Genomic DNA, 26289 nt, shown 5'->3' with positions numbered 1-26289 from the left:
GAGGGCGGCGCGCGACGCCCAGCCGGTGCGGCGCCACCACGTCGGCCAGCGCAGTCGAGTAGACCGACGAATCGGCGAGGGCGCAGAGTACATGCAAAGGCTCGCGAGCATCGCGGCCATCATCACCCGCGCGCGGGCGCGGCGGTCTCTTTGGCCATGCGCCAGGCTCAGCTCAGTGCGCGCTGCATCAGCACGGTGTCCACCCACTGGCCGAACTTGAAGCCCACCTCGCGCAGCACGCCCACTTGCTCGAAACCCAGGCTGCCGTGCAGCCGCTGCGAGCCCAAGTTGGCGCTGTTGCCCACGCACGCGACCATCTGCGTGAAGCTGCCGGCGGTGCAGCGCTCGATCACGGCGCGCAGCAGGGCGGTGCCGATGCCGTGGCCGTGCATGCCCTGGGCCACGTACACCGAGTCTTCCACCGTGTGCCGGTAGGCCGAGCGCGCGCGGTAGGCGGTGGCGTAGGCGTAGCCGACGACCTCGCCGTCTCTCAGCGCGACGAGGTAGGGCAGGCCGCGCGCGGCCACGTCGGCGCGGCGCGCCTGCATCTGCTCGACGGTGGGCACTTCTTCCTCGAAGGAGCACAGGTCGTGCAGCACGTAGTGGCTGTAGATGGCCTGCACGGCGGCCATGTGATGGGGTTCGGCGTCGATGACCGTGACGGCGGTGGATGCGATGGATGGCGATGACATGGCCTCGATCTTGACGACCGATCATCGATAAGTGAAGCTTGGGTAAGCTATGCGGCGCATAAGGAATACTTTGGACAAGACGCTCAACCTCGACCAGCTCCGCTCCTTCGTGCTGGTCATCGAAACGGGCAGCTTCTCTGCCGCCGCCGACCGGCTTGGCATCTCGCAGCCGGCCGTGAGCCTGCAGGTGCGCCAGCTTGAGCGCCGGCTGTCGGTGCGCCTGATCGAGCGTGTCGGCAAGCGCGCCAAGGCCACGCCGGCGGGCATGGAGCTGCTGCGCCATGCGCAGCACATCGCAACCGCGGTGGAAAACGCCGTCGATGCACTGGCGGACCATGCGAGCGGCGTCACGGGCCGCGTGCGGCTGGGCACGGGCGCGACGGCCTGCCTGCATTTCCTGCCGGCGGTGCTGCGCACGTTGCGCGAGCAGTTCCCGGCGCTCAGCGTGGTGGTGAGCACGGGCAACACCGAAGACCAGGCGCGCAAGGTGGAGGAAAACAGCCTCGACCTCGCGCTGGTCACGCTGCCCGCCGCGGGCCGTGCGCTGGCCGCCATGCCGGTGCTGGAGGACGAGTTCGTCGCCATCGGCCGCGCGGATGTCGCGCCGCTGAAGGCGCGCGTGGCTCCGGCCGACCTGGGGGCGCTGCCCCTCGTGCTGTTCGAGCCCGCGGCCAACACGCGCAAGCTGGTCGACCGCTGGTTCGCCGCCGAAGGCCTGCAGCCGCAACCCGTGATGGAGCTGGGCAGCGTCGAGGCGATGAAGGAAATGGTGGCGGCGGGGCTGGGCTATGCCATCGTGCCGGGCATGTCGATGACGGGGCGCGGCGCCCACCCTGAGCTGAAGACCAGCCGGCTGAACCCCCGCATGCACCGCACGCTGGCCGTCGTGCTGCGGCGGGACAAGCCCGTGAGCAAGGCCTTGCGCGTGGTGCTCGATGCCATCGTGGCGGCCGGCAAGCCCGGCCGCCGCTAGGCGCAAGAAGTTATTCCGGAATCGCGGCCAGCGGCGCGCCGCCGCGCGCACGGCCCAGCGTGCCGACGATCAGCGCCGCGACCAGCACCAGGGCGCCGCTGAGCACCATCGCGCTGGAGATGCCGTGGTTGTCGACCGTCACGCCGCCGATCAGCGCGCCGGAGGCGATGGCCACCTGGAAGCCGCTCACCAGCAGCGCCTGGCCGGCTTCGGGTGCGTCGGGCACGGCTTCCATCATCCAGCCGGTGAGCGCCACCGGGATCAGGCCGAAGGCCACGCCCCAGATCACGACCACCACCGCGCCCGGCACGAAGCCGGTGCCGATCACCGTCGACAGCAGCAGCGCCGTCGCGAGCATCAGCGCCGCCAGCAGGGTGGTGGCGCGCACGCTGCGTGCCACCAGGCTGCCGCCCAGGAAGGTGCCGATGAAGCCCACCGCGCCGTAGACCAGCAGCAGCGTCGACACCGAGTTGGGCGCGAGGCCGAACACCTGCTGCAGCAGCGGCTTCAGGTAGGTGTAGGCCGCGAAGTGGCCGGCGATGAAGAACAGCACCGCGAGCAGCCCGACCTGTGCCATGCGGCGCGTGAGCGGCGTGAGCAGGTCGCGCGCGCCGATGGCGCGCAGCGGCGGAATCGCGGGCAGCAGCCACAGCTGCACCAGCAGCACCACGGTGGCGAGCGCGCCCGTCACCGCGAAAGAGGCGCGCCAGCCGAACAGCGTGCCGAGGAACGACCCCGCCGGCACGCCGAGCACGGTGGCGGCCGACACGCCGGCCAGCACGTAGGACATGGCCCGGGCCTGCGCCGCATGCGGCACCAGTTGCGTGGCGGCGGCCGGCGCAAAGGTCCAGAAGCCGCCCACGCACAGGCCGAGCAGCAGGCGCGCGACCAGCATGGTGGCGAAGTTGGGCGCGAAAGCGGCCAGCAGGTTCGACGCGATGAGCAGCGTGGTGAGCGCGATCAGCACGGTGCGCCGGTCGAGCTTGCCCGAGGCGACGATCAGCGCCGGCCCGGCGAAGGCGGCCAGCACGCCGGGCATCGTGACCATCAGGCCGGCCGTGCCGTCGGAGACGTTGAGGCCGCGCGCGATGTCGGTCAGAAGGCCGATGGGCATGAACTCCGTCGAGACCATCGCGAAAGTGCCGACCGCGATGGAGCCGACCGCGAGCCATGCGGAGCGGGTGGCCGCCACCGCTGGCGCTGCCGGGGCCGCCGGCACTGCGCAGACGTCGTCGATGCACGGGTTGCTGCTGGGTGAATTCATCATGGAATGCTGTCCTGGAGACGCACCGGCGGCGCACGCGCCAATGCTGGTAAGAGGGCATTGGAGTGTGCGAGGCGTCGCCTTCCCGACAAAGGGGCCGGCCGGCAGTAGTCAGTTTCCCTGCGGCGAACAATCGGGGGTCCTGGTGGCTATCGCCACCCGGTTGCAGGCCTCAGGCCTCTGCGCGCAGCACGCGCCCGTCGGCAATGAACGAATCGCCGATCAGCACGCGGAAGGCCGTGCCCTCGGGAAAGCGCGGCCGTGCCAGGGCCGGGGACAGGAATTCGATGGCCAGCGATGCAGGCAGCCCGCGCTCCAGTGCGTCGCCGGGCGGCACCACCCAGCGTGCCGAGAAGCCTTCCTTGTCGAGCACCAGCGCGCAGCGGTATTCGCCCGGCGCCACCGGCACGTCCTGCGACGGGATGGCCGGCTTGCGGAAGGTGAGCTCGACCAGCGCATGCGGCGTGAAGGTGCCCGGCGTGTCGAAGCTCGGCGGCGCATCGGTCACCGGCTTGGGCGCGCGGCGCGGCCGCTTGCCGATGAGCCACGCGATGACGTTGCCGATGATCGGCACCCACAGCACCATCAGCAGCGTGGCGATGTCGCGCGTGGTGCTGCCGGGCGTTGCGTAGTGCCGCACCACCGCGCCGCCCACGGCCACGCACAGCAGGATGGCGACGATCAGCTTGCGCCGGAACTGGATCCTGGTGGTGCTCATGGCTTGGGCGGCGCCGCTTCCGGGTAGGAGGGAATGTCGGTGCCGTGATCCAGCCATGGTTGCTCGTGCGAGGTCCAGATGTGCATCGACGGCCGCTCGCCCGGGTCTTCGTCGAGCGAGCCCACGCGCAATATCACCTGCGGCTGCGCCACCCACTCGGCAATCAGCTGTGTGCCGCAGCGGGTGCAGAAGTGGCGCAGCTTGCCGGGCGTCGATTCGAAGGAGCCGATCGCTTCTTCGCCCGCAGTCCAGCGGAAGTCGCTGCGGTCGGCGCGCGCGGTGGTGGTGAAGGCCGCGCTGTGTGCCTTGCGGCAGGTCTGGCAATGGCAGTGGACGATGGGGCCGGCGAAGCGCGCGGCCTCGTACCGGACGGTGCCGCAGAGGCAGGAGCCCTTCATGGCTTTTCCTTTATCGGTCGCAGTGTGGGGTGGGCTGCGAGTCTAGGCCAGCGCGGGAACCGTCACGCCACCCGCAGCACCGCACCCGCCGGCAGCGCGTGCCAGTCGATCCATTCGCCGGCCGCCAGGTGCTGCGTCGGCGCTGCGGCGCCCGGCACATCGCCCCATTGCAGCGTAAGCGTGCGCGCGCCTAGCCGCAACGCGATCTCGAAGCCCGGCCAGTGCGCCGGGACGTGCGGCGCCAGCGAAAGCAGCCGGCCCTTCACGCTCAGGCCCAGCAGCGACTCGACCGCCGCGCGGTGCAGCCATGCGGCCGAGCCGGTGTACCAGCTCCATCCGCCCCGGCCGAGGTAAGGCGCGGAACCGTAGATGTCGCCCGCCATCACGTAGGGCTCCAGTTCGTAGGCCGGCCCGCGCACGGGATGCCGCGCGCGGTGGGCGGGGCTCAGGCCCTCGAAGCTCTGCCATGCCGCCTCGTGGTCGCCCTGTCGGGCCTGCGCCATCAGCGCCCACACGGCGCCATGCGAGTACTGTCCGCCGTTCTCGCGCACGCCCGGCGGGTAGGCCTGGATGTAGCCGGGGTTGTTGGGCGAATTGGCGAAGGGCGGTGTCAGCAGCCGCAGCAGGCCGGCCGGCTCGTCGTGCAGCAGCTTCTTCAACGAAGTCATCGCCGGTCCGGTGTGCGCATCGTCCGAAGCACCCGAGAGCACCGACCACGCCTGCGCGATCAGGTCGATGCGGCACTCGTCGTTGGCCGACGAGCCCAGCGGCGCGCCGTTGTCGAAGAAGGCGCGGCGGAACCAGGCGCCGTCCCAGCCGGCGTCGTGCAGCGCGGCGATCCAGCCGCTGCGCGCGGCCGTCCAGCGCGCGGCGCGTTCGTGGTCGCCGCGTGCCTGCGCGAGGGGCGCGAACTGCGCCACCACGCTGCACAGGAACCACGCGAGCCACACCGATTCGCCGCGGCCTTCGTTGCCGACGCGGTTCATGCCGTCGTTCCAGTCGCCGGTGCCCATCAGCGGCAGGCCGTGCATGCCGGTCTTCAGGCTGCGGTCGATGGCGCGCGCGCCGTGCTCGTAGATGCTGGCCGTCTCGCCGCTGCGCTGCGGGGCGTAGTAGGCGTCTTCGGCGCCGTCCGGGATGGCGGGGCCTTCGATGAAGCCGGCCGTCTCGTCGAGCAGCGAGGCGTCGCCCGTCACCTCGACGTAGTGCGCCGACGCATAGGGCAGCCACAGCAGGTCGTCGGAGAAATGCGTGCGCACCCCGGCACCGCCGGGCATGTGCCACCAGTGCTGCACGTCGCCTTCGGGGAACTGCCGCGCCGCGTTCAGCAGGATCTGCTCGCGCAGCCGCGACGCATCGGTGAGCGCGAAGGCCATCGCGTCCTGCAGCTGGTCGCGAAAGCCGAAGGCGCCGCCGGCCTGGTAGAAGCCGGCCTTCGACCAGAGCCGGCAGGCCAGCGTCTGGTACACGAGCCAGCGGTTGACGAGCGCGTCGAACAGCGGATCGGGCGTGCGCACCTGCAGCCGGCCGAGCAGTTCGTCCCAGAAGGCGCGCACCTGCGCCAGTGCCTCGGGCACGTCGCGCTGGCGCCAGCGGCGTGCGAGAGCGAGCGCGGCTTCGGCGTTGTCGGCGTGGCCCAGCACGAAGCTGAAGCTCGCCGTCTCCCCCGCCGCCACGACGAATTCGCCGCCGATGGCCGCGCATGCGTCGAGCCCGCTGCCCGCGCGCTGGCCCAGTGCGTCGGGCACTTCGACGATGCCGCGCCCGGCGAAGAACTCGTTGCGGTCGCAAGTCCACTGCGTTGCACCGGGCAGGCCCGCGAGCAGCAAGAAGGCCGCGCTGCCGCCGAAGCCCGCGCTCGACTCGCGCTGTTCGCCGAACACGGCCGGCTGGTCCTCGGGCTTCCAGCAATGCACGGTGCGGCGCTCGCCGCGTGCCGCGCCCATCTGCCACTCGACCATCGAGAGCGCGCGCAGCCGGCGCTGGCCGCCGCCCTCGTTGCGCACGCGCACATGAACGATCTTCACGGCCTCGTCGCGGTCCGCGAAGAAGGTGGTTTCCAGCATGAGCGGGCCCTGGCGGCACTCGAACACGGTGTAGCCCTGGCCGTGCCGCACGCGGTGGCGCGACTCGCCGTCGCCGCTGCCTGCGGGCGTGAGCGGCAGCATCTCGCGGGTCGCCACGTCCTGCAGCAGGTAGTGTTCGAAGGCCGGGTCCTGCACCGGGTCGTTCGACCACGGCGTGACCTGGTGCATGCGGCTGTTGCCGGCCCAGGTGAAGCCGGTGCCCCACTCGGACACCTGGAAGCCGAAGTTCGCGTTGGCGATGACGTTGATCCACGGCCGCGGCGTGCGGCGGTCCGGGCCGACCTCGAAGTGGAACTCGCCCGTGGCGGCGTCGAACTCGCCGGTGGGCGCGCCGGCCGAAGGTACGGCGGCGGTGTGCGACAGCAGCGGCACGCCGCGCGGGGCGGCGGCATCGTCGGCGGCGGGGGCCGTGTCGTTGCGGGCCTCGTTTCGGGCCTCGTGCAGCGCCGCCACCTGCATCTCGAGCGAGCGCCCCTCGGCCGTGAACACCACCCGCGCCAGGCTGGAGAGCGCGGCCTTCTCGGAGGGCACCACGTCCTGGTCGCGCAGCAGGTAGAAGCCGGCCGTGTCGTTGCGCGGAAAGCTGTTCTGCGTCTGCTGCGCCACGCGCGAGCGCAGCGTCTCTATCTCGCGCTGCAGCGGCATCAGGTAGGAGTTGGGTTCGCCGTTGAGCACCACCAGGTCGCAGGCCACGCCGCCGAAGCCCCACCACGGCTGCGCGCGCAGCAGCGTGTTGATCAGCCCCATGCCGATCATCGAGTGGATGTGCACCAGCACGATGGGCTTGTCGCCCGAAATGCCGAAGCGCCAGATCTGCCGCAGGTCGATCAGCCCGCGGTCGCTCATGACGCGCGGCGTGGTGTAGGTGAGGATGGTCGTCAGGTCCTGCAGCGCCACGTTCTGCGCGGGCGCGATGCTCAGGTCGCGCAGCCGCACCTGCGCCAGCGTGGCGGCCATGCGGGTGGCGCGCTCCACGTGCATCGGCTGCATGTAGCGGTCGATGCCGGGCATCAGCGCCTCGATGCTCTGCGCGGCGGCGGTGGCGAAGCTCAGCCGCGCGGTGGCACCCGGCGCGAGCGACAGGCGCACGCGCAGGCAGGCGATGGGGTCCAGGCCGTTCACCGGCCGGCCGTTGTGCGCGAGCGGCTGCGCATCGAGCGCCGGATCGGCCAGCGAGCGGTTGCGCCCGATGAAGGCGCGCCGGTCGGTCATGCAGTCGACGGACAGCACATTGGCGTCCACCGAGGCCAGGAAGTGCGCGGCCGCGGCCACCGCGTCGCCGTGCAGGCGCGGCTTGCGCGACATCAGCAGCGCGCGCCATGCCGGCTCCCAGCGCGACTCGACGAACAGGTTGGCGAACGCCGGATGCGCCTCGTCGGCCTTGGGGTTCGACAGCACCGGCTCGAAGTACGACAGCAGCTCGAGCGTGCGTGTCTCGTCGCCCGCGTTGTGCAGCGTGATGTTGCGCAGCTCGGTGTCGTCCTCCGGGCTGATGAGCACGGTGGTGCGCACCTGCAGGCCCGGGCCGGTGGCGTCGAACTGCACCTGGTCGGCCAGGAAGCGGGTGCGGTAGCGCCAGCCGTCGCCGGGGGCGGGCAGGGCGGTGAGGGAGGTCAGCGTCTGCCGGCCCTCGTCGCGCAGGTAGAAGAAGGTGCCGTAGCTGTCGCGCAGCGGGTCGTCGCGCCAGCGCGTGACGTTGAACGCATGCCAGCGGCTCACGCCGGCGCCGTTGGCCCGCAGGGACACGGTGTAGCGGCCGTTCGACAGCAGGTGCGTGGGCTGGAAGCCGGGCGCCATCGGGTCGACCACGCGGGGCTGGAACAGCGGCGCCAGCTCGGCCTGGCCGGGCTCGGGCGGGGTTCGCGGGTCGGCGCTGCCGATGATCTGGCGCGGCGTGCGTTCGTGCAGCAGCGACTCGTGCGCCTGCACCAGCGCGGCGCTGCCGAACCAGCGGCGCGGCGCGTCGGCGCACAGCAGGTTGCACAGCGCCACCAGCGACATGCCCTGGTGGTGCGCCATGAAGTTGCGCACCACGGTGAAGTCCTGGCCTTCGGTCTGGCGCGAGACGGTGAAGTCGACTGCGTCGTGGAAACCGAACTCGCCGCGCGCGCCGAGCGATTCGAGCAACTCCAGGTTGACCACCGCCGCCTCGGGCGCGAACGGCGCCGCCATCGCGCTGGCGTAGGGCGCCACGACACGGTCGGCCGGCGGCGTGCGCCGCAGCGCCAGGCGCGGCACGCCGAAGGGCGAGTACTGGTAGGCCAGCGAATGGTCCTGCCCGAAGTACGCCGACTCCGAGACGCCCCACGGCAGGTTCTGCGCGCGGCCGAAGGCCTGCTGCTCTGCGATGGCGGCGACGTTGGCCACCTGCAGCAGGCCGTCTTCGGGCTCGGTCATCACGAGCGCGGGCATCACGTACTCGAACATCGAGCCCGACCACGACTTCAGGCTGGGCTGGAAGCCCACCAGCAGGAAGGGCCGGCCCAGCGCCATCCAGTGGCGGCGCGGCACGTCGCCCTTGGCGATCGCCAGGAAGCTCAGCAGGCGCGACTCCGAGGCCAGCAGGTCGTAGTAGCTGGCGTCGAGCGCGTTCTCTTCCACGCGCAGGCCGATGTGGAACAGGTGACGCTTGGCGTCATAGAGGCCGCTGAAGTCCATGCCGTCGTGCAGCAGGTCGCAGCGAAGGGCCAGCGCCTCGAGCGCGGCCGCTTCCTGCGAATGGCCCCCTTCGGCCGCGAACGCGCGGCAGGCCTGCGCCACCGTGACCAGGTGGCCGGCGAAGTTGCCGCTGTCCACGCTCGACACATACCGGGGCGGCAGCGGCGCGAGCGTCTGCGTGTCGTACCAGTTGAAGAGGTGGCCCTCGTGCTTCTGCAGGCGATCGACGGTGTCCAGCGTGGCCGAGAGGCGCGCCAGCAGCGCGGCGGTGTCGATCCAGCGGAACTCGCGCGCGCAGCAGGCGGCGAGCAGGTACATGCCGATGTTGGTTGGCGACGTGCGGTGCGCGATGGTGGGCTGCGGTTCCAGCTGCAGGTTGTCGGGCGGCAGGTGGTTGTCCTCCGGGCCCACCACGTGCTCGAAGAAGCGCCAGGTGTCGTGCGCGAGCTTGTCGAGGTAGGTGCGCTGCCCGGCGCTGAGCGGGTCGGCCGCCTTCGCTTCGACGCGGCTGCTCCACCAGGCCGCCACGGGCGCAAGCGCCCAAAGCAGGAACAGCAGGGGGCCGACCACCGGGTAGGCACTCCAATGCGCGGCCACCGCGAGCACGAGGCACAGCACGCTGCTCACAGCCTCCTTGCGCAGGAACGGCGCCAGTTGCTGGCTGGCCTGCGCCTGTGCCTGCGCGGCCGTGGTCCATTCGAGCAGGTGCCGCCGGCTCACGACCAGCCGCCACGTCGCGCGGAACCAGGCGTCGAGCAGCAGCCGCGTCTGCGCACCCAGTTGCACGAACTGCCATGCAGCGCCCGCCATGGAGCGCAGCAGCTCGACCGCGCCCACGTCGAAGAAGTGGCGCAGCTCGATGGCGCGCCGCGTGGGCACCAGCCCGGCCAGCGCGCCGAGCAGCGGGCCGAGCATGAGCGCCGAAGCCACTGCCGCCAGCGCCCAGCCCAGCGGCACGGCCTGCGTGAAGATCACCAGCGCGAGCAGCGCGAAAGAAGCCGGCACCACCAGCGAGCGGCGCAGGTTGTCGCTCATCTTCCACAGGCCCAGCGCGTCGATGCCGAAGCGGTGGGCGCGCCACATCAGCGGCAGCAGCTGCCAGTCGCCGCGCACCCAGCGGTGAACGCGCGACGCCGCGACGCCGGCATGGTGCGGATGGTCCTCCACGAGAACCACGTCGCTCACCATCGCGCAGCGCGCCACCGTGCCTTCGAGCAGGTCGTGGCTGAGCACCGCGCCGTCGGGCAGGCGATGGTCGAGCGTGGCGTGCAGGGCGCGCACGTTGAGCAGGCCCTTGCCGGTGAAGGAGCCGCTGCCGAACACGTCCTGGTAGATGTCCGACGCGCCGCTGCCGTAGGGGTCGAGGCCGCACTGGCCCGCGAACATCCAGTGGTACGGCGAGCGCTCGTTGCGCATCGGGAACGGCGTGACGATGCGCGGCTGCAGGATGCCGAAGCCCGCGACCACGCGCCGGCTTCTCGCATCGACCTCGGGCGCGTTGAGCGGATGGGCCGCGATCGACACCAGGTCGCGCAGCGCGCCGGGCGGCAGGCCGGTGTCGCTGTCGAGCGTGAGCACGTAGGGCGTGCGGCCGGCGGCGAGCTGCTGGCCCGGCGCGAGCGGCAGGAAGCCGCTGGCGTCGCCGGCCGCGAGCAGGCGAACCAGCATTTCGAGCTTGCCGCGCTTGCGCTCCCAGCCCATCCATCGCTGCTCGGTGTCGCTCCAGGTGCGCGGGCGATGCAGCAGCAGGAAGCGCGGTGCGGCGCCTTCGGCCGGCGGGTACTTGGCGTTAAGCGCGGCGATGCGTTGCAGTGCGTCTTCGAGCAGCGGCGTGTCGGTGGGCAGCAGGGCCTGGGCGGCGTCGGCCCAGTCGGTCAGCAGCGCGAACTGCGCATGGGCTTCGCGGTTGGAGAGCCAGTGCAGTTCGAGCCGGTGAACCAGCTGCGCGTTGCCGGCGGTCGAGCTCAGCAGCGTGGGAATGACGACGAGGGCGCGGTGCCGTTCAGGAATGCCGGCGGCGAAGTCGAGGCGCGGCAGCGCCTGCACGCGCACCGATTCCGCCATGATGCGCTGGGCCAGCGCGATCAGCGCCTCGGACAGCGGCCACGCCAGCAGCACCAGCGCCAGGACGGTGGTCCAGTCTTCGCGATGCGGCAGGCCGTGCACCACCCAGGCCAGCAGCAAGGCGGTGCCGAGGGCCACCGAGCCCACGTAGACGGGCAGGCGCCAGCCGCGGCGGCCCCGCGGCCGGCCCAGTCGCTCCGCGCGCGGCGCGGCGCTGCCAGCCGGGCTGCCTGCCTGCAGCGCGGCGATCAGCGAGGGGCGGCCCTGGCCGAAAAGGTAGTAGCCCGCGGTGCCGTCGGCCCGGCCGGTCTCGGCCCCGGCGTCCTCGGCCGGCGCGGCGGCGGCCAGCCGCACCACGGCCTGCGCCACTTCGCGCTCGGGCCGCTGGGTGCCGCGCGCCACCTGCTCCATCGCATGCGTGATCTGCTGGCGCGTGATCTCGCTCTCGTTCGCGAAGCTCGGCAGCTCGCGCAGCACGCGCAGCGAACGGCTCACCGGCTCGATCAGGTCGCTCCACTCGACCTGGCCGATCATGCGCAGCGTGGTGATGATGTTGCCGACCGTCAGGTTGGCGGCTGCCTGCGCGTTCTGCGCCTCGCCGATCAGCGCCGGGCCGTTGGGGCAGTGCTGTTCGGTCCAGCGCACCAGCGCGGGCGTGTCGTCGGTGCGCTCCACCGGCAGGCGCTGCCACAGTTGCGTGAGGTAGTTGTCCTGCAGGCCGTGGCTCTGCAGCGCGCGGTAGAGCACGTCGAGGTCCTGCTCGGAGAGCTTGGCCGCGCCGTCCCAGGCGGCATGCGCGACTTCGCGCGCAACCTTGTTCTCGGCGATGCTCTCGGCCATGCGCCGCAGGTTCTCCAGCAGCACCACGCGCAGGGTGGTGGGCAGCGCCCAGAGCTCGCCGAGCGTCAGTTCGTCGACGTCCTGGTAGGCATTGAGGAAGGCGGTGAACAGCGTCTTGTTGAGCACGCTGTCGGTGTGGGCCACGTAGGCCCAGGCAATGCCGTACACACGCGGCAAGCCCGCGAGCGGCGGCGAGGCCAGCTTGGGCAGCCGCGCGTAGTAGCTGCGCGGCACGCCGTCATGGATCTGCTGCAGCTGCGCCTCGACCAGGTGGAAGTTGTCGAGCAGCCATTCGGCGGCCGGCGACACGTAGCGTCCGCTGAACGATGTCAGCGCGATGTAGTCGAAGGCGCTGCGCAGCGAGGCGAGGTTCTCGTCCACGCGCGGAAAAAAAGCCGCGGCCTGGTGGGTGCTGCGGTGGTCGTCTTCCACCACCTGGGCGCGGGCCAGGCTGTGGCCGTGCTGTTCGAAGCGTTGTGCGCCGAAGAGTTCGGCGCGGATCGGAGGCGCTACCGGGTCGTGCGGGCCCAGCAGGAGGGTACGGGCGTAGTGACTGAGCCCCTCGAGGCGGTCGACAACGGCTGCGGCGCTCAAGTGAGGGAAAGCAGGCCGACGCCCAGGACGACTGCCACGCAGGCCATCGTCACGATCCGGCCGGCAGCCAGCGCGCGCACGCGCTGCATGTGGCTGCGCACCGAGAACCATCGCCCGTGGGCACGCGCGCAGTGGCGCATGTGGGAAGCCAGCGCTTCGAAATCGCTGCCGACGAAATCGATCTGCGAATGGGTAAGGGACTGCGGGACGGGCATGGCAACGGGCTCCTTTTGACGACTTCGAGCTGCCGCGCAATTGCGAGAACTTTGAACGTGCCCGACCGTACGCCTTTAAATGACCTTACGGGTGCCTCATTGCCGCGTGTTCACGTAGGAAGGGGCGCACAAGGCGCCCCTTTCGACAGCGAAGCGCCGCTGCGTTGTCAACCCGTGTTGCGCAGTCCCGCCGCCACCCCGTTGATCGAGATGTGGATGCCGCGCTGCAGCCTCTCGCCGCCGTCGCCCGCGCGGTAGCGGCGCATCAGCTCGACCTGCAGGTGGTGCAGCGGGTCGATGTACGGGAAGCGGTGGCGCACCGAGCGCTGCATCTCGGCATTGCCCTCCAGCCGCTGCTTCGCGCCGGTGATGAGCGTGAGCGCGTCCGACGTGCGGTGCCATTCGGCATCGATCATCGAGAACACCTTCTGGCGCAGCTTGCGGTCGGTCACCAGTTCGGCATAGCGCGAGGCCAGCGCGAGGTCGCTCTTGGCCAGCACCATGTCCATGTTCGACAGCAGCGTGCGGAAGAACGGCCACTGCTCGTACATGCGCTGCAGCAGCGCCTGGCGCTCCTTCCTGCCGGCGGCGTTGCCGGCAGCCGCCAGGAACTGCTCGACGCCCGAGCCGAAGCCGAACCAGCCCGGAATGGTGAGGCGGCACTGGCCCCAGCTGAAGCTCCACGGCACCGCGCGCAGGTCGTCGATCTTGTGGCTCGGGTTGCGCGAGGCGGGGCGCGAGCCGATGTTGAGTTCGGCGATCTCGCGGATGGGCGTGGAGCCGAAGAAGTAGTCGCCGAAGCCGGGTGTCTCGTACACCAGCTTGCGGTAGGCGGCCATGCTCGCCGCCGAAAGCTCGCCCGCGGCCGACAGGAAGGCGGCGGGCGCCAGCTTGCCCTGCGGCAGCAGCGTGGCCTCCAGCGTGGCGGCCACCAGCGTCTCGAGGTTGCGCCGGCCGATCTCGCGGTTGGCGTACTTCGAGCCGATGACTTCGCCCTGCTCGGTCAGCCGGATCTGCCCGCGCACCGTGCCAGGCGGCTGCGCGAGGATGGCCTGGTAGCTCGGGCCGCCGCCGCGTCCCACCGTGCCGCCACGGCCGTGGAACATGCGCAGGCGGATCGGGTTGGCCTTCTTCTTGTTGAGCTCGTCGAACAGCGCCACCAGCGCGATGCCGGCGCGGTACAGCTCCCAGTTGCTGGTGAAGATGCCGCCGTCCTTGTTGCTGTCGGAGTAGCCGAGCATCACGTCCTGCTCGGCGCCCGAGCGTTCGACCAGCGCCTGGATGTTGGGCAGCGCATAGAAGGCGCGCACGATGGGCGCGGCGTTGCGCAAGTCTTCGATGGTCTCGAACAGCGGCACCACGATCAGGTCGCAGGTCGCGTTGCCGTTCATCGCGCCGCGCAGCAGGCCCGCTTCCTTCTGCAGCAGCAGGGCTTCGAGCAGGTCGCTCACCGTTTCGGTGTGGCTGATGATGTAGTGGCGGATGGCCGCCGCGCCGTAGCGCGCGCGCGCGGCGCGGGCCGCGGCGAAGATGGCCAGTTCGCTCCTGGCGAGCGGCGAGTAGTCGGCGTCGGGCACGCGCAGCGGGCGGGCGTCGTCGAGCAGCTTGAGCAGCAGCGTCTGCTTGGCTTCTTCGGCCAGCGAGGCATACGAGGGCTCGATACGCGCGGTGGCCAGCAGCTCGGCGATCACGGCTTCGTGCTTGTCCGAACTCTGGCGCAGGTCGACCGTGGCCAGGTGGAAGCCGAACACTTCCACCGCACGGATCAGCGGACGCAGGCGCGGCGCCGCGAGCACGCTGCCGTGCTTCTCGTCGAGCGATTCCTCGACGGTGCGCAGGTCGGCCAGGAATTCTTCGGCGGTGGCGTACGGGTTCTGCGGCGCGACCGCGTGGCGCGCCGCCTCGCCGCCGCTGAGCTCGCGCAGCGTGGCCGCCAGGCGCGCGTAGACGCCGGTGAGGGCGCGGCGGTAGGGCTCGTCCTTGCGGTGCTCGCTGGTGTCGGGCGAGCGCTCCGCCAGCGCCTGCATCTCGACCGTCACGTCGACCAGCGTGGCCGACAGCGACAGCTCGCCGCCCAGGTAGTGCACTTCGGTGAGGTAGTGGCGCAGCGCCAGCTCGCTCTGGCGGCTGAGGGCATAGTTGAGCGTCTCGGCGGTGACGTTGGGGTTGCCGTCGCGGTCGCCGCCGATCCACTGGCCCATGCGCAGGAAGGGCGCCACCGAAGGCGCGTGGCCGCCCTGGGCCAGCGCCTTCTCCAGGTCGGCGTACACGCGCGGAATCTCGCGCAGGAAGGTGGCTTCGTAGTAGCTCAGCGCGTTCTCGATCTCGTCGGCCACGGTGAGCTTGGAAAAGCGCAGCAGGCGCGTCTGCCAGATCTGCGTGACGCGGATGCGCATCTGCGTTTCGTTCTCCGCGAACTCGATTGGCGAGAGCGCGTCCTTGCCGCCGGCGTAGGCGCTCTGGCGCAGCTTGATTTCGTCGCGCACGGTGAGCAGCTGCGCGATGGCGCGCTCGGCGTCCAGGATGCTCTTGCGCTGCACTTCGGTCGGGTGCGCCGTGAGCACCGGCGACACATAGCTGTGTGCCAGCGAGGCGACGATCTCGTCGGGCTTCACGCCGGCCTTGCGGATGCGGGCCAGCGCGGTCTGCAGGTCGCCTTCGGCGCTTTCGCCGGCGCGCTCGGCCTCGGTGCGGCGGCGGATCTGGTGGCGGTCTTCCGCCAGGTTGGCCAGGTGGCTGAAGTAAGTGAAGGCGCGAATGACGCGCACGGTTTCCGCGGCGCTCAGGCCCTTGAGCAGGTTCTTCAGCGCGCGGTCGGCGGCGTGGTCGGCGTCGCGGCGGAATGCCACCGACAGCGTGCGGACCTTCTCGACAAGCGCATAGGTTTCTTCGCCTTCCTGCTCCCGGATCACGTCGCCGAGGATGCGGCCCAACAGTCGGATATCGTCGATCAGCGGCTGGTCTTCGGCCTGGCGGCGCTTGGAAGGAGCAGTTGTCTTGCTGGCTTTCATTCGATTTTTTTCCTGGTCTTGAATGGGTGCGCCGCCTGCGTTGTTGCGGCGCAACATGCTAGCATTCCGGCGGTTTGAAACATGTACTTTTGGGAACGGCCTTGAGCAATATCGTGATCGCCACGCGCGAAAGCCGGCTGGCCTTGTGGCAAGCCGAACACGTGCAGGCGCTGCTGCAGGAAAGAGGCCACACGGTCAGCCTGCTGGGCCTCACCACCACCGGCGACCAGATCCTCGACCGCACGCTGAGCAAGGTGGGCGGCAAGGGCCTCTTCGTGAAGGAACTGGAGCTCGCGCTCGAGGAAGGGCGCGCCGACATCGCCGTCCATTCGCTCAAGGACGTGCCGATGGACCTTCCCCAAGGCTTCGTGCTGCCCTGCGTGCTGGAACGCGAAGATCCGCGCGACGCGCTCGTCTCCCCCCGTTTTGCCTCGCTCGACGAACTGCCGCACGGCGCAGTGGTCGGCACCTCCAGCCTGCGCCGCGTGGCGCTGCTGCGCGCGCTGCGGCCCGACCTGCGCATCGAACCGCTGCGCGGCAATCTCGACACCCGCCTGCGCAAGCTCGACGAAGGGCAGTACGACGCCATCGTGCTGGCGGCAGCCGGACTCAAGCGGCTGGGGCTCGAAAGCCGCATCCGCGTGGCCTTCGACCCCGACACCATGCTGCCCGCGGCCGGGCAGGGCGCCCTGGGCATCGAGGTGCGGGCGGATCGCGCCGACCTCATCGAGCTGCTCGCCGCCATCACCCACCGCGGCGACTGGCTCTCCACCGCCGCCGAGCGCGCCGTGAGCCGCGCGATGGGTGGCAGCTGCTCCATGCCGCTCGCGGCCCATGCCCGATGGCAGGCCGACGGTTCGCTGCGCATCGACGCCGCCTGGGGCGACCCCGAAGGCAAGGTGCCGCTGGTGAAGGTGCATGCGCTGGCGCAGGCCGGCGACTTCGCCCAGGCCGATGCACTCGGCCGGCAAGCGGCCGCCTTGCTGCGCGACGCCGGGGCCCACTGATTCCGGAGGTCATCGCATGACCCCCCGTCCCGTCATCGTCACGCGCCCCGAGCGCGAGGCGGCGCAATGGGTCGACGACCTGCGCGCCGCGGGGCTCGACGCGGTGGCATTGCCGCTGATCGTGATCGCGCCCGTGGCCGATGCCGAGCCGCTGCGCGAAGCCTGGCGCCGCCTCGACCGCTATGCGGCGTTGATGTTCGTGAGCGCCACGGCGGTCGAGAATTTCTTCCAGCATGAAACACCGGGCATGACCGCCGGACGCCGCTTCTGGGCAACGGGCCCGGGCACCACGCGCGCCCTGCTGCGTGCGGGCGTGCCGCCGGAACAGATCGATGCACCGCCGCCCGAAGCCACGCGCTTCGATTCCGAGGCGCTGTGGGAGCGCGTGCACGGCCAGGTGACTGCCGGCGTGCGCGTGCTGATCGTGCGCGGCGGCGACGAGTCCGGGCAGCCCGCAGGGCGCGACTGGCTCGCCAGGGAAATCGACGCCGCGGGCGGCCAGCGCGACACCGTGGTCGCCTACCGGCGCCTGCCGCCGTCGCTGGACGTCGTACAACTCCGCATCGCGACCGACGGCGCGCAGGGCCGCGCGATCTGGCTCTTCAGCAGTTCCGAAGCCATCGGCAATCTGCAACGCGCGATGCCCGGCACCGACTGGCAGGCGGCACGCGCAGTCGCAACGCATGCCCGCATCGGCGAAGCCGCGCGCGCCGCGGGTTTCGGGGCGTTGCGTGTGTGCACACCGTTGCGGGATGCGTTGGTCGCGTCGATAGAATCCCTCGCATGAGCGCCGCGTCCCCGTCCGACGACCTTTCTCCCCCTTCAGCCGCAACGGTGCCCGTGCCTGCCACTGTCGCCCCCCACCAGACCCCTGCCGCCCAGGCTGCGGGCGCGGCGATCCTGTCGCGTCTCGGATTCGGCCTCGTGGCCTTCATCGCGCTGGTGGCGCTGGTCATGGCCGTCGCGCTGTGGCAGAAGGTCAGCGGCATGAAGGAACAGCTGGCGCGCCAGAGTGCCGACGCCCTTTCGCAGTCGATGGAAGCGCGCACGCTGGCACGCCAGGCCAGCGACACCGTGCGCGACGCCTCGGCCCGCGTGGCACTGGTCGAAACGCGCGTTGCCGAAGTCGCGCTGCAGCGTTCGCAGCTCGAAGAACTCATTCAGAGCCTCTCTCGTTCGCGCGACGAGAACCTCGTGATCGACATCGAGTCGGCCGTGCGCCTCGCGCTGCAGCAGGCCCAGGTCACGGGCAGCGTCGAGCCGCTGCTGGCCGCGCTGAAAGCGGGCGACGTGCGCATCTCGCGTGCCGCGCAACCGCGGCTCGCCCCCTTGCAGCGCGCCATGCAGCGCGATGCCGACCGCCTGCGCAGCAGTGCCAGCACCGACAATGCCGAGGCCCTGCAAAGGCTCGACGAACTCATGCGCGGCGTGGACGACCTGCCCACGCTCAACGCGGTGGCCCTGCGCGGCACCGGCGCCAACGCATGGCAGGCCGAGCCGATTCCCGCCGACGCGCCCTGGTGGCAGCGCATGCTGCTGGCCGTTCGCGGCGAGGCCCGCTCGCTGGTGCGCGTGGGCCGCATCCAGAGCCCGGAAGCGGTGCTGCTGGCGCCCGAACAGTCTTACTTCCTGCGCGAGAACCTCAAGCTCAAGCTGCTCAACGCGCGGCTGTCGCTGCTGTCGCGCCAGTTCGACGCCACCCGCACCGAGCTGTCCCAGGTCGCGGCATCGCTCAACCGCTACTTCGACCCCGCATCGCGCCGCACGCAGGCCGCCGCCACCCTGCTGCAGCAACTGCAGCAGCAGGTGAGGACGACCGAGCCGGTCCGCATCGACGACACGCTGGCCGCCCTGGCCACCGCCGCCGCAGGACGTTGACCCGCACATGCGCGCAGCAATCTGGCTCCTTGCACTGTTCGCCGTCGCCGCGGCAGTCGCTCTTTTCGCAGGCAACAACCAGGGCACGATCACCGTGTTCTGGCCGCCGTGGCGTGTCGATCTTTCGCTGAACCTGGTGCTGGTGATACTGCTGGTGGTGTTCGTGCTGCTGCACGCCGCGCTGCGGGCCCTGGCGGCGCTGTTCTCGCTGCCCAAGCAGGCGCGCCAATGGCGGCTGCAGCAGAAGGAGCGCACGCTGCATGCGGCGCTGCTCGACGCCATGGTGCAGCTGATTTCCGGTCGTTTCTCGCGCGCGCGCAAGGCCGCGCAGGCCGCGCTCACGCAGGAAAAGGCGCTGTCGGCGCTCGGCGCCAGCCTGCCGCAGGCGCCGCAGGTGCGGGTGCTGTCGCACCTGCTCGCGGCCGAGAGCGCGCAGGCGCTGCAGGACAAGCCGGCGCGCGATGCCCATCTGCAGCAGGCACTGAACGAAAGCGCCGACCGCACCGTGCTGGCCAGTCCGGAAACGCGCGAAGGCGTGCAGTTGCGCGCGGCGCGCTGGGCGCTCGAAGACCGCGATGCGGCCGCTGCGCTCGCCCGCCTCGAAGAACTGCCGCAGGGCGCGCAGCGCCGCACGCTCGCGCTGCGGCTGAGGCTCAAGGCGGCCCGGCAGGATCGGCGCACGCTCGAGGCACTCGAAACCGCGCGCCTGCTCGCCAAGCACCGCGCGTTCTCGGAGGCCGCCGCGCAGAGCATCGTGCGCGGCCTCGCGACCGAACTGCTGTCGGGCGCGCACGACCCGGCGCAACTGCAGCGCGCATGGTCCGAGCTCGACACCAACGAACGCCAGATGCCCGAGGTAGCGATCCACGCGGCCCAGCGCATGGTCGCGCTGCGCGGCGACCTGGCGCTCGCGCGCGGCTGGCTGCTGCCAGCCTGGGAGCAGATGGTCGGCAATCCGCGCAGCCTGGGCGATGCGCTGCGCGTCAAGCTGGCACGCGCGCTCGAGGCGGGGCTCGACTCGGTCGATGCGGAATGGCTGGCGCGCATCGAGAGCGCGCAGCGCAACAATCCGCGCGACCCCAATCTGCAGTACCTCGCGGGCATGGCCTGCATGAAGCGCCAGCTGTGGGGCAAGGCCCAGCAGCTGCTCATGCAGGCCGGGCTGGGATTGCAGGACACCGATCTGTATCGCCGAGCCTGGCTGGCGCTGGCACACCTGGCCGAAGACCGCAACGACACCGCGCAGGCGGCCGAAGCCTGGAAGCGCGCGGCGCAGGTCGAGAGCGCCTGAGCACGCCGCGCGGCGAGTTCACCGACGGCGTCGACATTCACATCACTCAAGGCGGGCCGACTGGGCGCGCACGATGGATCGGCTGGGGACTCGCTCAGTCCGCATCGTCGGCCGCGCCGGCATGTGCCTGCACGATGAGGTCGGCCAGATCCGCCACGGCCGGGTGCGGCATGCGGCTTGTGCGCCGCAGCAGCCCGATCTCCCGGAAGAAGCCCTGCGCCCCGAGGTCCAGCACGCGCACGCCCTCAGGCCATTGCGCCTGGCCGAAGACCTGCGGCACCAGCGCTATGCCCAGGCCGCGCGCCACCATCTGCGTCATCGCGCCGAGCTCGTCGATCTCTGCGCGTTCCTGAACGGCGATGCCCGCCTGGCGCAGGAAGCGGTCCACCAGGCGTCCGCCGAACGAGGTCCGCTCGTAGCGGATGAAGGGCTGCGTGGCCAGCATTTCGTGCCAGCCCAGCTCGGCCGGCAAGGCCACGGGTGCCAGCAGCCAATAGCGCTCTTGTGACAAGCGGGTCCAGCGCAGATCGGCCTGCAGCGCGAAGGCCGGCCGGATCATGATCGCCAGGTCGAGCTCGCCCGCGTCGACCTGGTTGAGCAGGTTGAAAGACACACCCGGCACCACACGCACCTGCACCGTGGGATGCCGCGCATGGAACCGCTCCAGCACTCCGGGCAGCACCGTGGCCTGTGACGACGCGATCGAGCCCAGCACCACCCGCCCTGGCCGGCCGGGCGCCTGCCTGCCCCCGGCCATCTCGTCGAACAGCCTCAGCACTTCCTGGGCCTGCTGCAGCACATGCATGCCCTGGGCGTTGAGCCTGGCGTTGCGCCCGCTGCGGTCGAACAGTTCGCTGCCCAGGTGCTCTTCGAGCCGCTGGATCTGGGCGCTGACGGCGGCCTGGGTCAGGCCGATTTTTTGGCCGGCCGCGGCGAAGGTGCCCTCCTGGGCAACGGCAACGAAGGTCTTGAGCTCACGCAACATTCATAGATTTTATTTGTGCTTCGAACAAATAAATATTGATTTTATTTTTGCTTCAGCGTTTTTAGACTGCGTTACATCGTTGGCGAGCCAAGGGACCGAGCAGATCGGCAGGCTTCGCTCCAGCAGCTTTCCAACCCCGCTCCACCATGATCGAAGTCACCACCAACCCAACCCTGATGTCCCCGTTCCACCTGGCCTTCCCCGTGGACGACCTGGCCAAGGCGCGCAGCTTCTACGGCGACCTGCTGGGCTGCCCCGAAGGCCGCAGCTCCGAGGGGTGGATCGACTTCAACTTCTACGGCCACCAGATCGTGGCTCACCTCGCGCCCGACGAGTGCGGCCCGGCCCAGCGCAATGCGGTCGACGGCCATGGCGTGCCGGTGCGCCACTTCGGCATCGTGCTGCCCATGGAACAGTGGGAGAGCATGGCTGACAAGCTCAAGGCCGCCAGCACCGACTTCGTGATCGAGCCCTACATCCGCTTCAAGGGCGAGGTCGGCGAGCAGGCCACCATGTTCTTCCTGGACCCGGCCGGCAATGCGCTCGAAGTCAAGGCTTTCGCCAATATCGACCGCCTCTTCGCTAAATAACAAACCGCCATATTCCAACCCGGTGATGATTGCGCCGGGCTCTGGAAATTCGCATTGCGAGAATGGCTGTTCAATCATCATAAAAGGCTGCGAATGAAATTCGCGGCCTTTTTGCGTTTGTCGTCTGCATGAATCCGTCTGCAAATTCGCCGCGAGAAAAAATCGTCCCAAGTGCTTGATTTATATGATTAATTAACAAATTCTTCTGGCGCACCAAATTGGAGGAGGGCAATTGATTGCGGGGCATTCCTGGTGCGCGACCGCCTGAAAAAATGGCGGAATCCTCGTCAATTCATGGAACTCCACGCGTTAATTGGCTGGCATGGTTCATGCGGTATTGGACCGGTGCAATATCCATCTATTTCCACAAAGGAATATCCATGAACCGTAGAGAAGCCCTGTTCCAGATCTCCAGCCTTTCGGCCCTGGCGCTGACCTCCCTGCAGGCGCGTGCGGCCGGCGGCGAGATCGTCGTCGGCGCCGTCTACCCCATGAGCGGGCCCAACGCGCAGGTGGGCGTGGACGCCCGCCACGCCATCGAAACCGCGCTGCAGATCATCAACGCACCCACCCAGGTCGACCTGCCCGGCGCCGCCGCGAGCGGCATCGCCAGCCTGGGCGGCGCCAAGCTGCGCGTGGTCTATGCCGACCACCAGGCCGATCCGCAGAAGGGGCGCTCCGAGGCCGAGCGCCTGATCACGCAGGAGAAGGCGGTCGCGATCATTGGCAGCTTCCACTCCTCGGTGGCCGCCACCGTCGGCGCCACCTGCGAGCGCTATGGCGTGCCCTTCGTCTGCGCCGACTCGTCCTCGCCCAGCCTGCACCGGCGCAACCTGAAGTTCTTCTTCCGGCCGGCCGCTCACGACGAGATGTTCTCCGAGGCCATGTTCGACTTCATGGACCTGCAGAAGCAGCAGGGCAAGAAAGTCGAGACCGTCGCGCTGTTCTACGAGGACACCATCTTCGGCACCGACTCCTCCACCGTGCAGCGCAAGCTCGCCGCGGCGCGTGGCTACAAGGTAGCGGCCGATGTGAAGTTCCGCGCCAACTCGCCCTCGTTGTCGGCCGAGGTCCAGCAACTCAAGAGTGCCAACGCCGACGTGCTGCTTCCTTCCTGCTACACGACGGACGTCATCCTGCTCATGAACACCGCGGCCCAGCTCGGCTTCAAGCCGCACAACATCCTGGCCCAGGCCGCGGGCTTCGTCGAGAAGGCCGCGCTGGACGTGGTGGGCGACAAGCTGCAGGGCATGCTCACGCGCGCCAGCTTCGCGCTTGACACGGCCGGCAAGCGCCCCTCGATCAGCTTCGTCAACAACATCTTCAAGGCCCGCGCCGGACGCGACCTCAACGACGCGAGCTCGCGCCAGTTCATGGCCACCATCGTGCTGGCCGATGCGTTGCAGCGCGCCGGTTCGGTGGAGGGCGAGCCCCTGCGCGCCGCGCTGGCCGCCACCGACATCCCTGGCGAGAAGACCATCATGCCCTGGGCCCGCATCAAGTTCGATGCCACCGGCCAGAACACTTTCGCCAGCCCGGTGCTGCAGCAGTTCAAGGGCAAGGACTTCGCCACAGTGTTCCCGACGGCGGTGGCCATGGCCCAGCCCGTCTGGCCCATGAACGCGTGACGCGAGGCTCCCAACCATGAATGCACAAGCGATTGCGCAGGTGCTGGTGAGCGGCTTGCTGATCGGGCTCATGTACGCCCTGATCGCGGCAGGCCTCTCTCTCATCTTCGGCCTGATGGACGTGGTCAACTTCGCACACGGCGAGTTCCTGATGATGGGCATGTACATCACCTTCGGACTCTTCGTCGGCATGCAGCTGGACCCGGTGCTGGCGGTGCCCATCGTCGGCGCCGCGCTGTTCATGGCCGGCGTGCTGGTCTACCTGCTGCTGGTGCGCTACGCCATGCGCGCCAAGGCCAACGTGGGCATGGTGCAGATCTTCTCCACCTTCGGCCTGGGCACGCTGATGCAGGGCCTGGCGCAGTACTTCCTGACGCCGGACTACCGCCAGGTGTCGGGCAGCTGGCTGGCCAACAAGACCATCGAGCTGGGCGGCGTGTTCCTGCCGCTGCCGCAGATTGCGGGCGCGGTGGTCTCGCTGCTGGCCTTCGGCGGGCTGTACCTGCTGATGTCGCGCACTGATTTCGGCCGCGCGCTGGAAGCCACGCGCGAGGACCAGGGCGCGGTGGCGCTGGTCGGCATCGACCGCAACCGCGTCTTCGCGCTCGGTTGGGGCCTGGGGCTGGCATTGGTGGGCGTGGCCGGCGCCATGCTGGCCAACTTCTACTACATCCACCCGCAGGTGGGCGGCGCCTTCAGCGGCATCGCCTATGTGGTGGTTGCCCTTGGCGGCTTCGGCAGCGTGTTCGGCGCGCTGGCCGGCGGTGTCGTGGTGGGGCTGGTGGAGGCGTTGACCACGCTGGTGCTGCCGGCCTCGATGAAGACCGTTGGCGTGTATGTGTTGTATCTGCTGGTGGTCGTGCTGCGCCCCAGCGGACTGTTTGGGAAGCCGTGATGGGAACCGCTGCTGTTTCGTCCGGCGCCACGCAAGGCGTGGTGGCCGGCTATCGGGTGCACCGGCGCCGGCAGGTGCTGAGCGTGCTGGCCGTTCTGGCCGTGCTCGCGCTGCTGCCTCTGCTGGTGCACGACGCCTACCTGCGCAACGTGCTGATCCTCACGCTGCTGTACGCATCGCTGGCCCAGGCCTGGAACATCCTGGGCGGCTACTGCGGGCAGATCTCGCTGGGCCACGCGCTGTACTTCGGCATCGGCGCATATGCCACGAGCGTGCTCTACGTCAACTACGGCTTGCTGCCCTGGTTCGGCATGGCCGTGGGGGCGGTGCTCGCGGCTGCCATGGCGCTGCTGCTGGGCTGGATGTGCTTTCGCCTGAAGGGCCACTACTTCTCCATCGCCACCCTCGTGATCGCGGAGATCGGACTGCTGCTGATGCACAACTGGGAGTTCGTCGGCGCGGCCATGGGCATCCAGTGGCCGCTCGGCCCTGACAGCTGGGCCACGCTGCAGTTCGCGCGCGACAAGGCGCCGTATTTCTACTTCGTGCTGGGCCTGTTCGCCATCACCTGGGTCATCAGCTTCCAGGTCGAGGGCTCGCGCTGGGGCTACTGGTGGCGCGCCGTGAAGGACAACCCGGAAGCCAGCGAAAGCCTGGGCGTGACGGTGTTCAGCTCCAAGATGGCAGCCGCCGCGCTGTCGGCCAGCCTGACGGCCGTGGGCGGCAGCTTCTACGCAGCCTTCGTGGCCTACATCGATCCCGACAGCGTGATGCACTTCCGCTTCTCGCTGCTGATGGTGCTGCCCGTGGTGCTGGGCGGCCTGGGCACGCTGTGGGGCCCGCTGCTGGGCGCGGTCATCCTGATCCCGCTGACCGAGGTCACGCGCAGCTACCTGGGCGGCTCGGGCACCGGCATCGACCTCATCATCTATGGCGCGCTCGTGATGCTGGTCTCGGTGCTCAAGCCCGAGGGGCTGGTCGGCCTGTTCGGCCAGTTCCGCGGCCGCCGTGGCGCCGGAGGTGCCGCATGATCGCCGCTAGCGACGTGCGCACCGCACGTGACCTCGGCCAGGACCGGCCGATCCTTCAGCTGACGGACATCTGGCAGCGTTTCGGCGGCCTGGTGGCCAATGCCGAGGTCAGCTTCGACGTGCCGCGCGGCGAAATCCTTGGCCTCATCGGCCCCAACGGCGCGGGCAAGTCCACGCTGTTCGCCATCATCGCCGGGGCGCGCAAGCCGACCCAGGGCCAGGTGGTGTTCGAGGGCCGCGACGTCACCGCGCTCGACGCGCCGAGCCGCTGCGCGCTGGGCATCGCGCGCACCTACCAGGTTCCGCGCTCGTTCGACAGCATGAGCGTGCTCGACAACGTGATGGTCGGCAGCTTCGCGCGCCACCCGCGCGCCGGAGCGGCCCGGGAGGCCGCGCTCGAGGTGCTGGAGTTCTGCGGCCTGGCGCACCGGGCCATCGTGCAGGCCGGCGAGCTCACGCCGCCCGAGCGGCGCCGGCTCGAGGTGGCGCGCGCGCTGGCCACGCAGCCCCAGCTGCTGCTGCTCGACGAGGTCATGACCGGCCTCACGCCGAGCGAGGCCCGCAAGGGCGTGGAGCTGATCCGCCGCATCCGCGACCGCGGGGTCACCGTGATCATGGTCGAGCACGTGATGGAGATCGTCATGCCGCTGGTGGACCGTGCCGTGGTGCTGAACCTTGGCCGCGTGCTCAGCAAGGGCGCACCGCAGGATGTGGTGCGCGACCCGGCCGTGATCTCGGCCTACCTCGGAGACCGCCACCGTGCTGCTTGAAGTTTCCAACCTCACGACGGCCTACAACGGCCTGATCGCCATCTCCGACATCTCCATGACGGTGGCCGAAGGCGAGATCGTCGTCGTCGCGGGTGCCAACGGCGCCGGCAAGTCCACGCTGCTCAAGTCCATAGCGGGCATGGAGAAGCCGCAGTCCGGCGCGGTGCGCTTCGACGGCCAGGCGCTCGATGCCCTGCCGGCCTATCGCATCCCCACTTGCGGCCTGTCCTATGTGCCGGAGAACAGGCGGCTGTTTCCGCGCCTGTCCGTGGCCGACAACCTGCGCCTGGGCAGCTACCTGTTCCGCAAGCAGGCCGACCGCGAGGCACCGCTGGAGCAGGTATTCAGCCTGTTCCCGCGGCTCAAGGAGCGGTTGGCGCAGCGCGCCGAGACGCTGTCGGGCGGCGAGCAGCAGATGCTGGCCATTGGCCGCGCGCTCATGACGCGCCCGCGCCTCCTCATGCTGGACGAGCCATCGCAAGGGATCATGCCCAAGCTGGTGGACGAGATCTTCGAGGCCGTGAAGACCATCCGCGCCGCCGGCGTGACGGTGCTGCTGGTCGAGCAGCGCCTGGTGGAAAGCCTGGAGATCGCAGACCGCGCCTACGTGCTGCAGACCGGCCGCGTGATGCTGAGCGGCTCGGCCAAGGACATCGCCGACAACCCAGAGGTGCGCCGCGTGTACCTCGGCATGTGAAAG

19 protein-coding genes are annotated in these 26289 nt (G+C 69.8%); 11 read left to right on the top strand and 8 right to left on the bottom strand.

The features are described from left to right. Positions 1 to 167: 167 nt before the first annotated feature. Positions 168 to 692, bottom strand: a complete 525-nt coding sequence (locus tag QRN67_RS13395; protein WP_285412151.1) for a GNAT family N-acetyltransferase — start codon at positions 690 to 692, stop codon at positions 168 to 170. A gap of 49 nt (positions 693 to 741) precedes the next feature. Between QRN67_RS13395 and QRN67_RS13390 the strand changes: the two genes are divergently transcribed. Continuing rightward, positions 742 to 1665, top strand: coding sequence for a LysR family transcriptional regulator (locus tag QRN67_RS13390; RefSeq protein WP_285412150.1), 924 nt, complete (start codon positions 742 to 744; stop codon positions 1663 to 1665). Positions 1666 to 1675: 10 nt separating this feature from the next. On the opposite strand, the gene QRN67_RS13385 is transcribed toward QRN67_RS13390, so the two are convergent. The 6 genes from QRN67_RS13385 to ppc all read right to left on the bottom strand — a co-directional run bounded on the left by QRN67_RS13385 (position 1676) and on the right by ppc (position 15514). After that, positions 1676 to 2932 (bottom strand): MFS transporter, encoded by a 1257-nt coding sequence (locus tag QRN67_RS13385; protein WP_285412149.1) that lies wholly within the window; start codon positions 2930 to 2932, stop codon positions 1676 to 1678. A gap of 169 nt (positions 2933 to 3101) precedes the next feature. Then, positions 3102 to 3647 carry a hypothetical protein gene (locus QRN67_RS13380; RefSeq protein WP_285412148.1) on the bottom strand — a complete coding sequence of 182 codons (546 nt, stop codon included), beginning with the start codon at positions 3645 to 3647 and terminating at the stop codon, positions 3102 to 3104. Beyond that, the gene (locus QRN67_RS13375) at positions 3644 to 4045 is read right to left on the bottom strand and encodes a GFA family protein (protein ID WP_285412147.1); all 402 of its coding nucleotides are present in this window, start codon (positions 4043 to 4045) and stop codon (positions 3644 to 3646) included. The genes QRN67_RS13380 and QRN67_RS13375 overlap by 4 nt, the downstream gene beginning before the upstream one ends. Before the next feature lie 62 nt (positions 4046 to 4107). After that, on the bottom strand, positions 4108 to 12288 hold the full coding sequence (locus QRN67_RS13370) for a glycoside hydrolase family 94 protein (protein WP_285412146.1): 8181 nt from the start codon (positions 12286 to 12288) through the stop codon (positions 4108 to 4110). After that, positions 12285 to 12503 (bottom strand): hypothetical protein, encoded by a 219-nt coding sequence (locus tag QRN67_RS13365; protein WP_081270055.1) that lies wholly within the window; start codon positions 12501 to 12503, stop codon positions 12285 to 12287. The genes QRN67_RS13370 and QRN67_RS13365 overlap by 4 nt, the downstream gene beginning before the upstream one ends. A 167-nt stretch (positions 12504 to 12670) precedes the next feature. Then, the gene (ppc, locus tag QRN67_RS13360; protein WP_285412145.1) at positions 12671 to 15514 is read right to left on the bottom strand and encodes a phosphoenolpyruvate carboxylase; all 2844 of its coding nucleotides are present in this window, start codon (positions 15512 to 15514) and stop codon (positions 12671 to 12673) included. Between the two features lie 101 nt (positions 15515 to 15615). Here ppc and hemC point away from each other — a divergent pair, with 101 nt between their 5' ends. The 4 genes from hemC to QRN67_RS13340 are packed head-to-tail and all read left to right on the top strand — an operon-like array spanning position 15616 to position 19690. Continuing rightward, positions 15616 to 16521 carry a hydroxymethylbilane synthase gene (hemC, locus tag QRN67_RS13355; protein WP_234382752.1) on the top strand — a complete coding sequence of 302 codons (906 nt, stop codon included), beginning with the start codon at positions 15616 to 15618 and terminating at the stop codon, positions 16519 to 16521. 16 nt (positions 16522 to 16537) lie between these two features. Beyond that, positions 16538 to 17308: a uroporphyrinogen-III synthase gene (locus QRN67_RS13350; RefSeq protein ID WP_285412144.1), complete on the top strand. Its 771-nt coding sequence runs from the start codon at positions 16538 to 16540 to the stop codon at positions 17306 to 17308. Beyond that, complete coding sequence (locus tag QRN67_RS13345; protein WP_081270059.1) at positions 17305 to 18399, top strand: uroporphyrinogen-III C-methyltransferase; 1095 nt, start codon at positions 17305 to 17307, stop codon at positions 18397 to 18399. The genes QRN67_RS13350 and QRN67_RS13345 overlap by 4 nt, the downstream gene beginning before the upstream one ends. A 7-nt stretch (positions 18400 to 18406) precedes the next feature. Then, positions 18407 to 19690, top strand: a complete 1284-nt coding sequence (locus tag QRN67_RS13340; RefSeq protein ID WP_081270060.1) for a heme biosynthesis protein HemY — start codon at positions 18407 to 18409, stop codon at positions 19688 to 19690. Between the two features lie 94 nt (positions 19691 to 19784). On the opposite strand, the gene QRN67_RS13335 is transcribed toward QRN67_RS13340, so the two are convergent. Beyond that, on the bottom strand, positions 19785 to 20675 hold the full coding sequence (locus QRN67_RS13335) for a LysR family transcriptional regulator (protein ID WP_285412143.1): 891 nt from the start codon (positions 20673 to 20675) through the stop codon (positions 19785 to 19787). Between the two features lie 146 nt (positions 20676 to 20821). On the opposite strand from QRN67_RS13335, the gene QRN67_RS13330 reads away from it, so the two are divergent. From QRN67_RS13330 to QRN67_RS13305, 6 genes are all read left to right on the top strand, one after another. Further along, on the top strand, positions 20822 to 21265 hold the full coding sequence (locus QRN67_RS13330) for a VOC family protein (protein WP_285412142.1): 444 nt from the start codon (positions 20822 to 20824) through the stop codon (positions 21263 to 21265). Positions 21266 to 21645: 380 nt separating this feature from the next. Beyond that, the gene (locus QRN67_RS13325) at positions 21646 to 22893 is read left to right on the top strand and encodes an ABC transporter substrate-binding protein (RefSeq protein WP_285412141.1); all 1248 of its coding nucleotides are present in this window, start codon (positions 21646 to 21648) and stop codon (positions 22891 to 22893) included. 16 nt (positions 22894 to 22909) lie between these two features. After that, positions 22910 to 23788: a branched-chain amino acid ABC transporter permease gene (locus tag QRN67_RS13320; protein ID WP_285412139.1), complete on the top strand. Its 879-nt coding sequence runs from the start codon at positions 22910 to 22912 to the stop codon at positions 23786 to 23788. Continuing rightward, positions 23788 to 24819: a branched-chain amino acid ABC transporter permease gene (locus QRN67_RS13315; RefSeq protein ID WP_285412137.1), complete on the top strand. Its 1032-nt coding sequence runs from the start codon at positions 23788 to 23790 to the stop codon at positions 24817 to 24819. The genes QRN67_RS13320 and QRN67_RS13315 overlap by 1 nt, the downstream gene beginning before the upstream one ends. Further along, the gene (locus QRN67_RS13310; RefSeq protein WP_285412136.1) at positions 24816 to 25589 is read left to right on the top strand and encodes an ABC transporter ATP-binding protein; all 774 of its coding nucleotides are present in this window, start codon (positions 24816 to 24818) and stop codon (positions 25587 to 25589) included. The genes QRN67_RS13315 and QRN67_RS13310 overlap by 4 nt, the downstream gene beginning before the upstream one ends. Beyond that, on the top strand, positions 25582 to 26286 hold the full coding sequence (locus QRN67_RS13305; RefSeq protein ID WP_285412295.1) for an ABC transporter ATP-binding protein: 705 nt from the start codon (positions 25582 to 25584) through the stop codon (positions 26284 to 26286). The genes QRN67_RS13310 and QRN67_RS13305 overlap by 8 nt, the downstream gene beginning before the upstream one ends. Positions 26287 to 26289: the final 3 nt, after the last annotated feature.

The organism is Variovorax sp. efr-133-TYG-130 (assembly GCF_030208835.1).
In the GTDB taxonomy this organism is placed as follows: Bacteria; Pseudomonadota; Gammaproteobacteria; order Burkholderiales; family Burkholderiaceae_C; genus Variovorax.
This window is presented reverse-complemented; position numbering and strand designations above follow the sequence as displayed.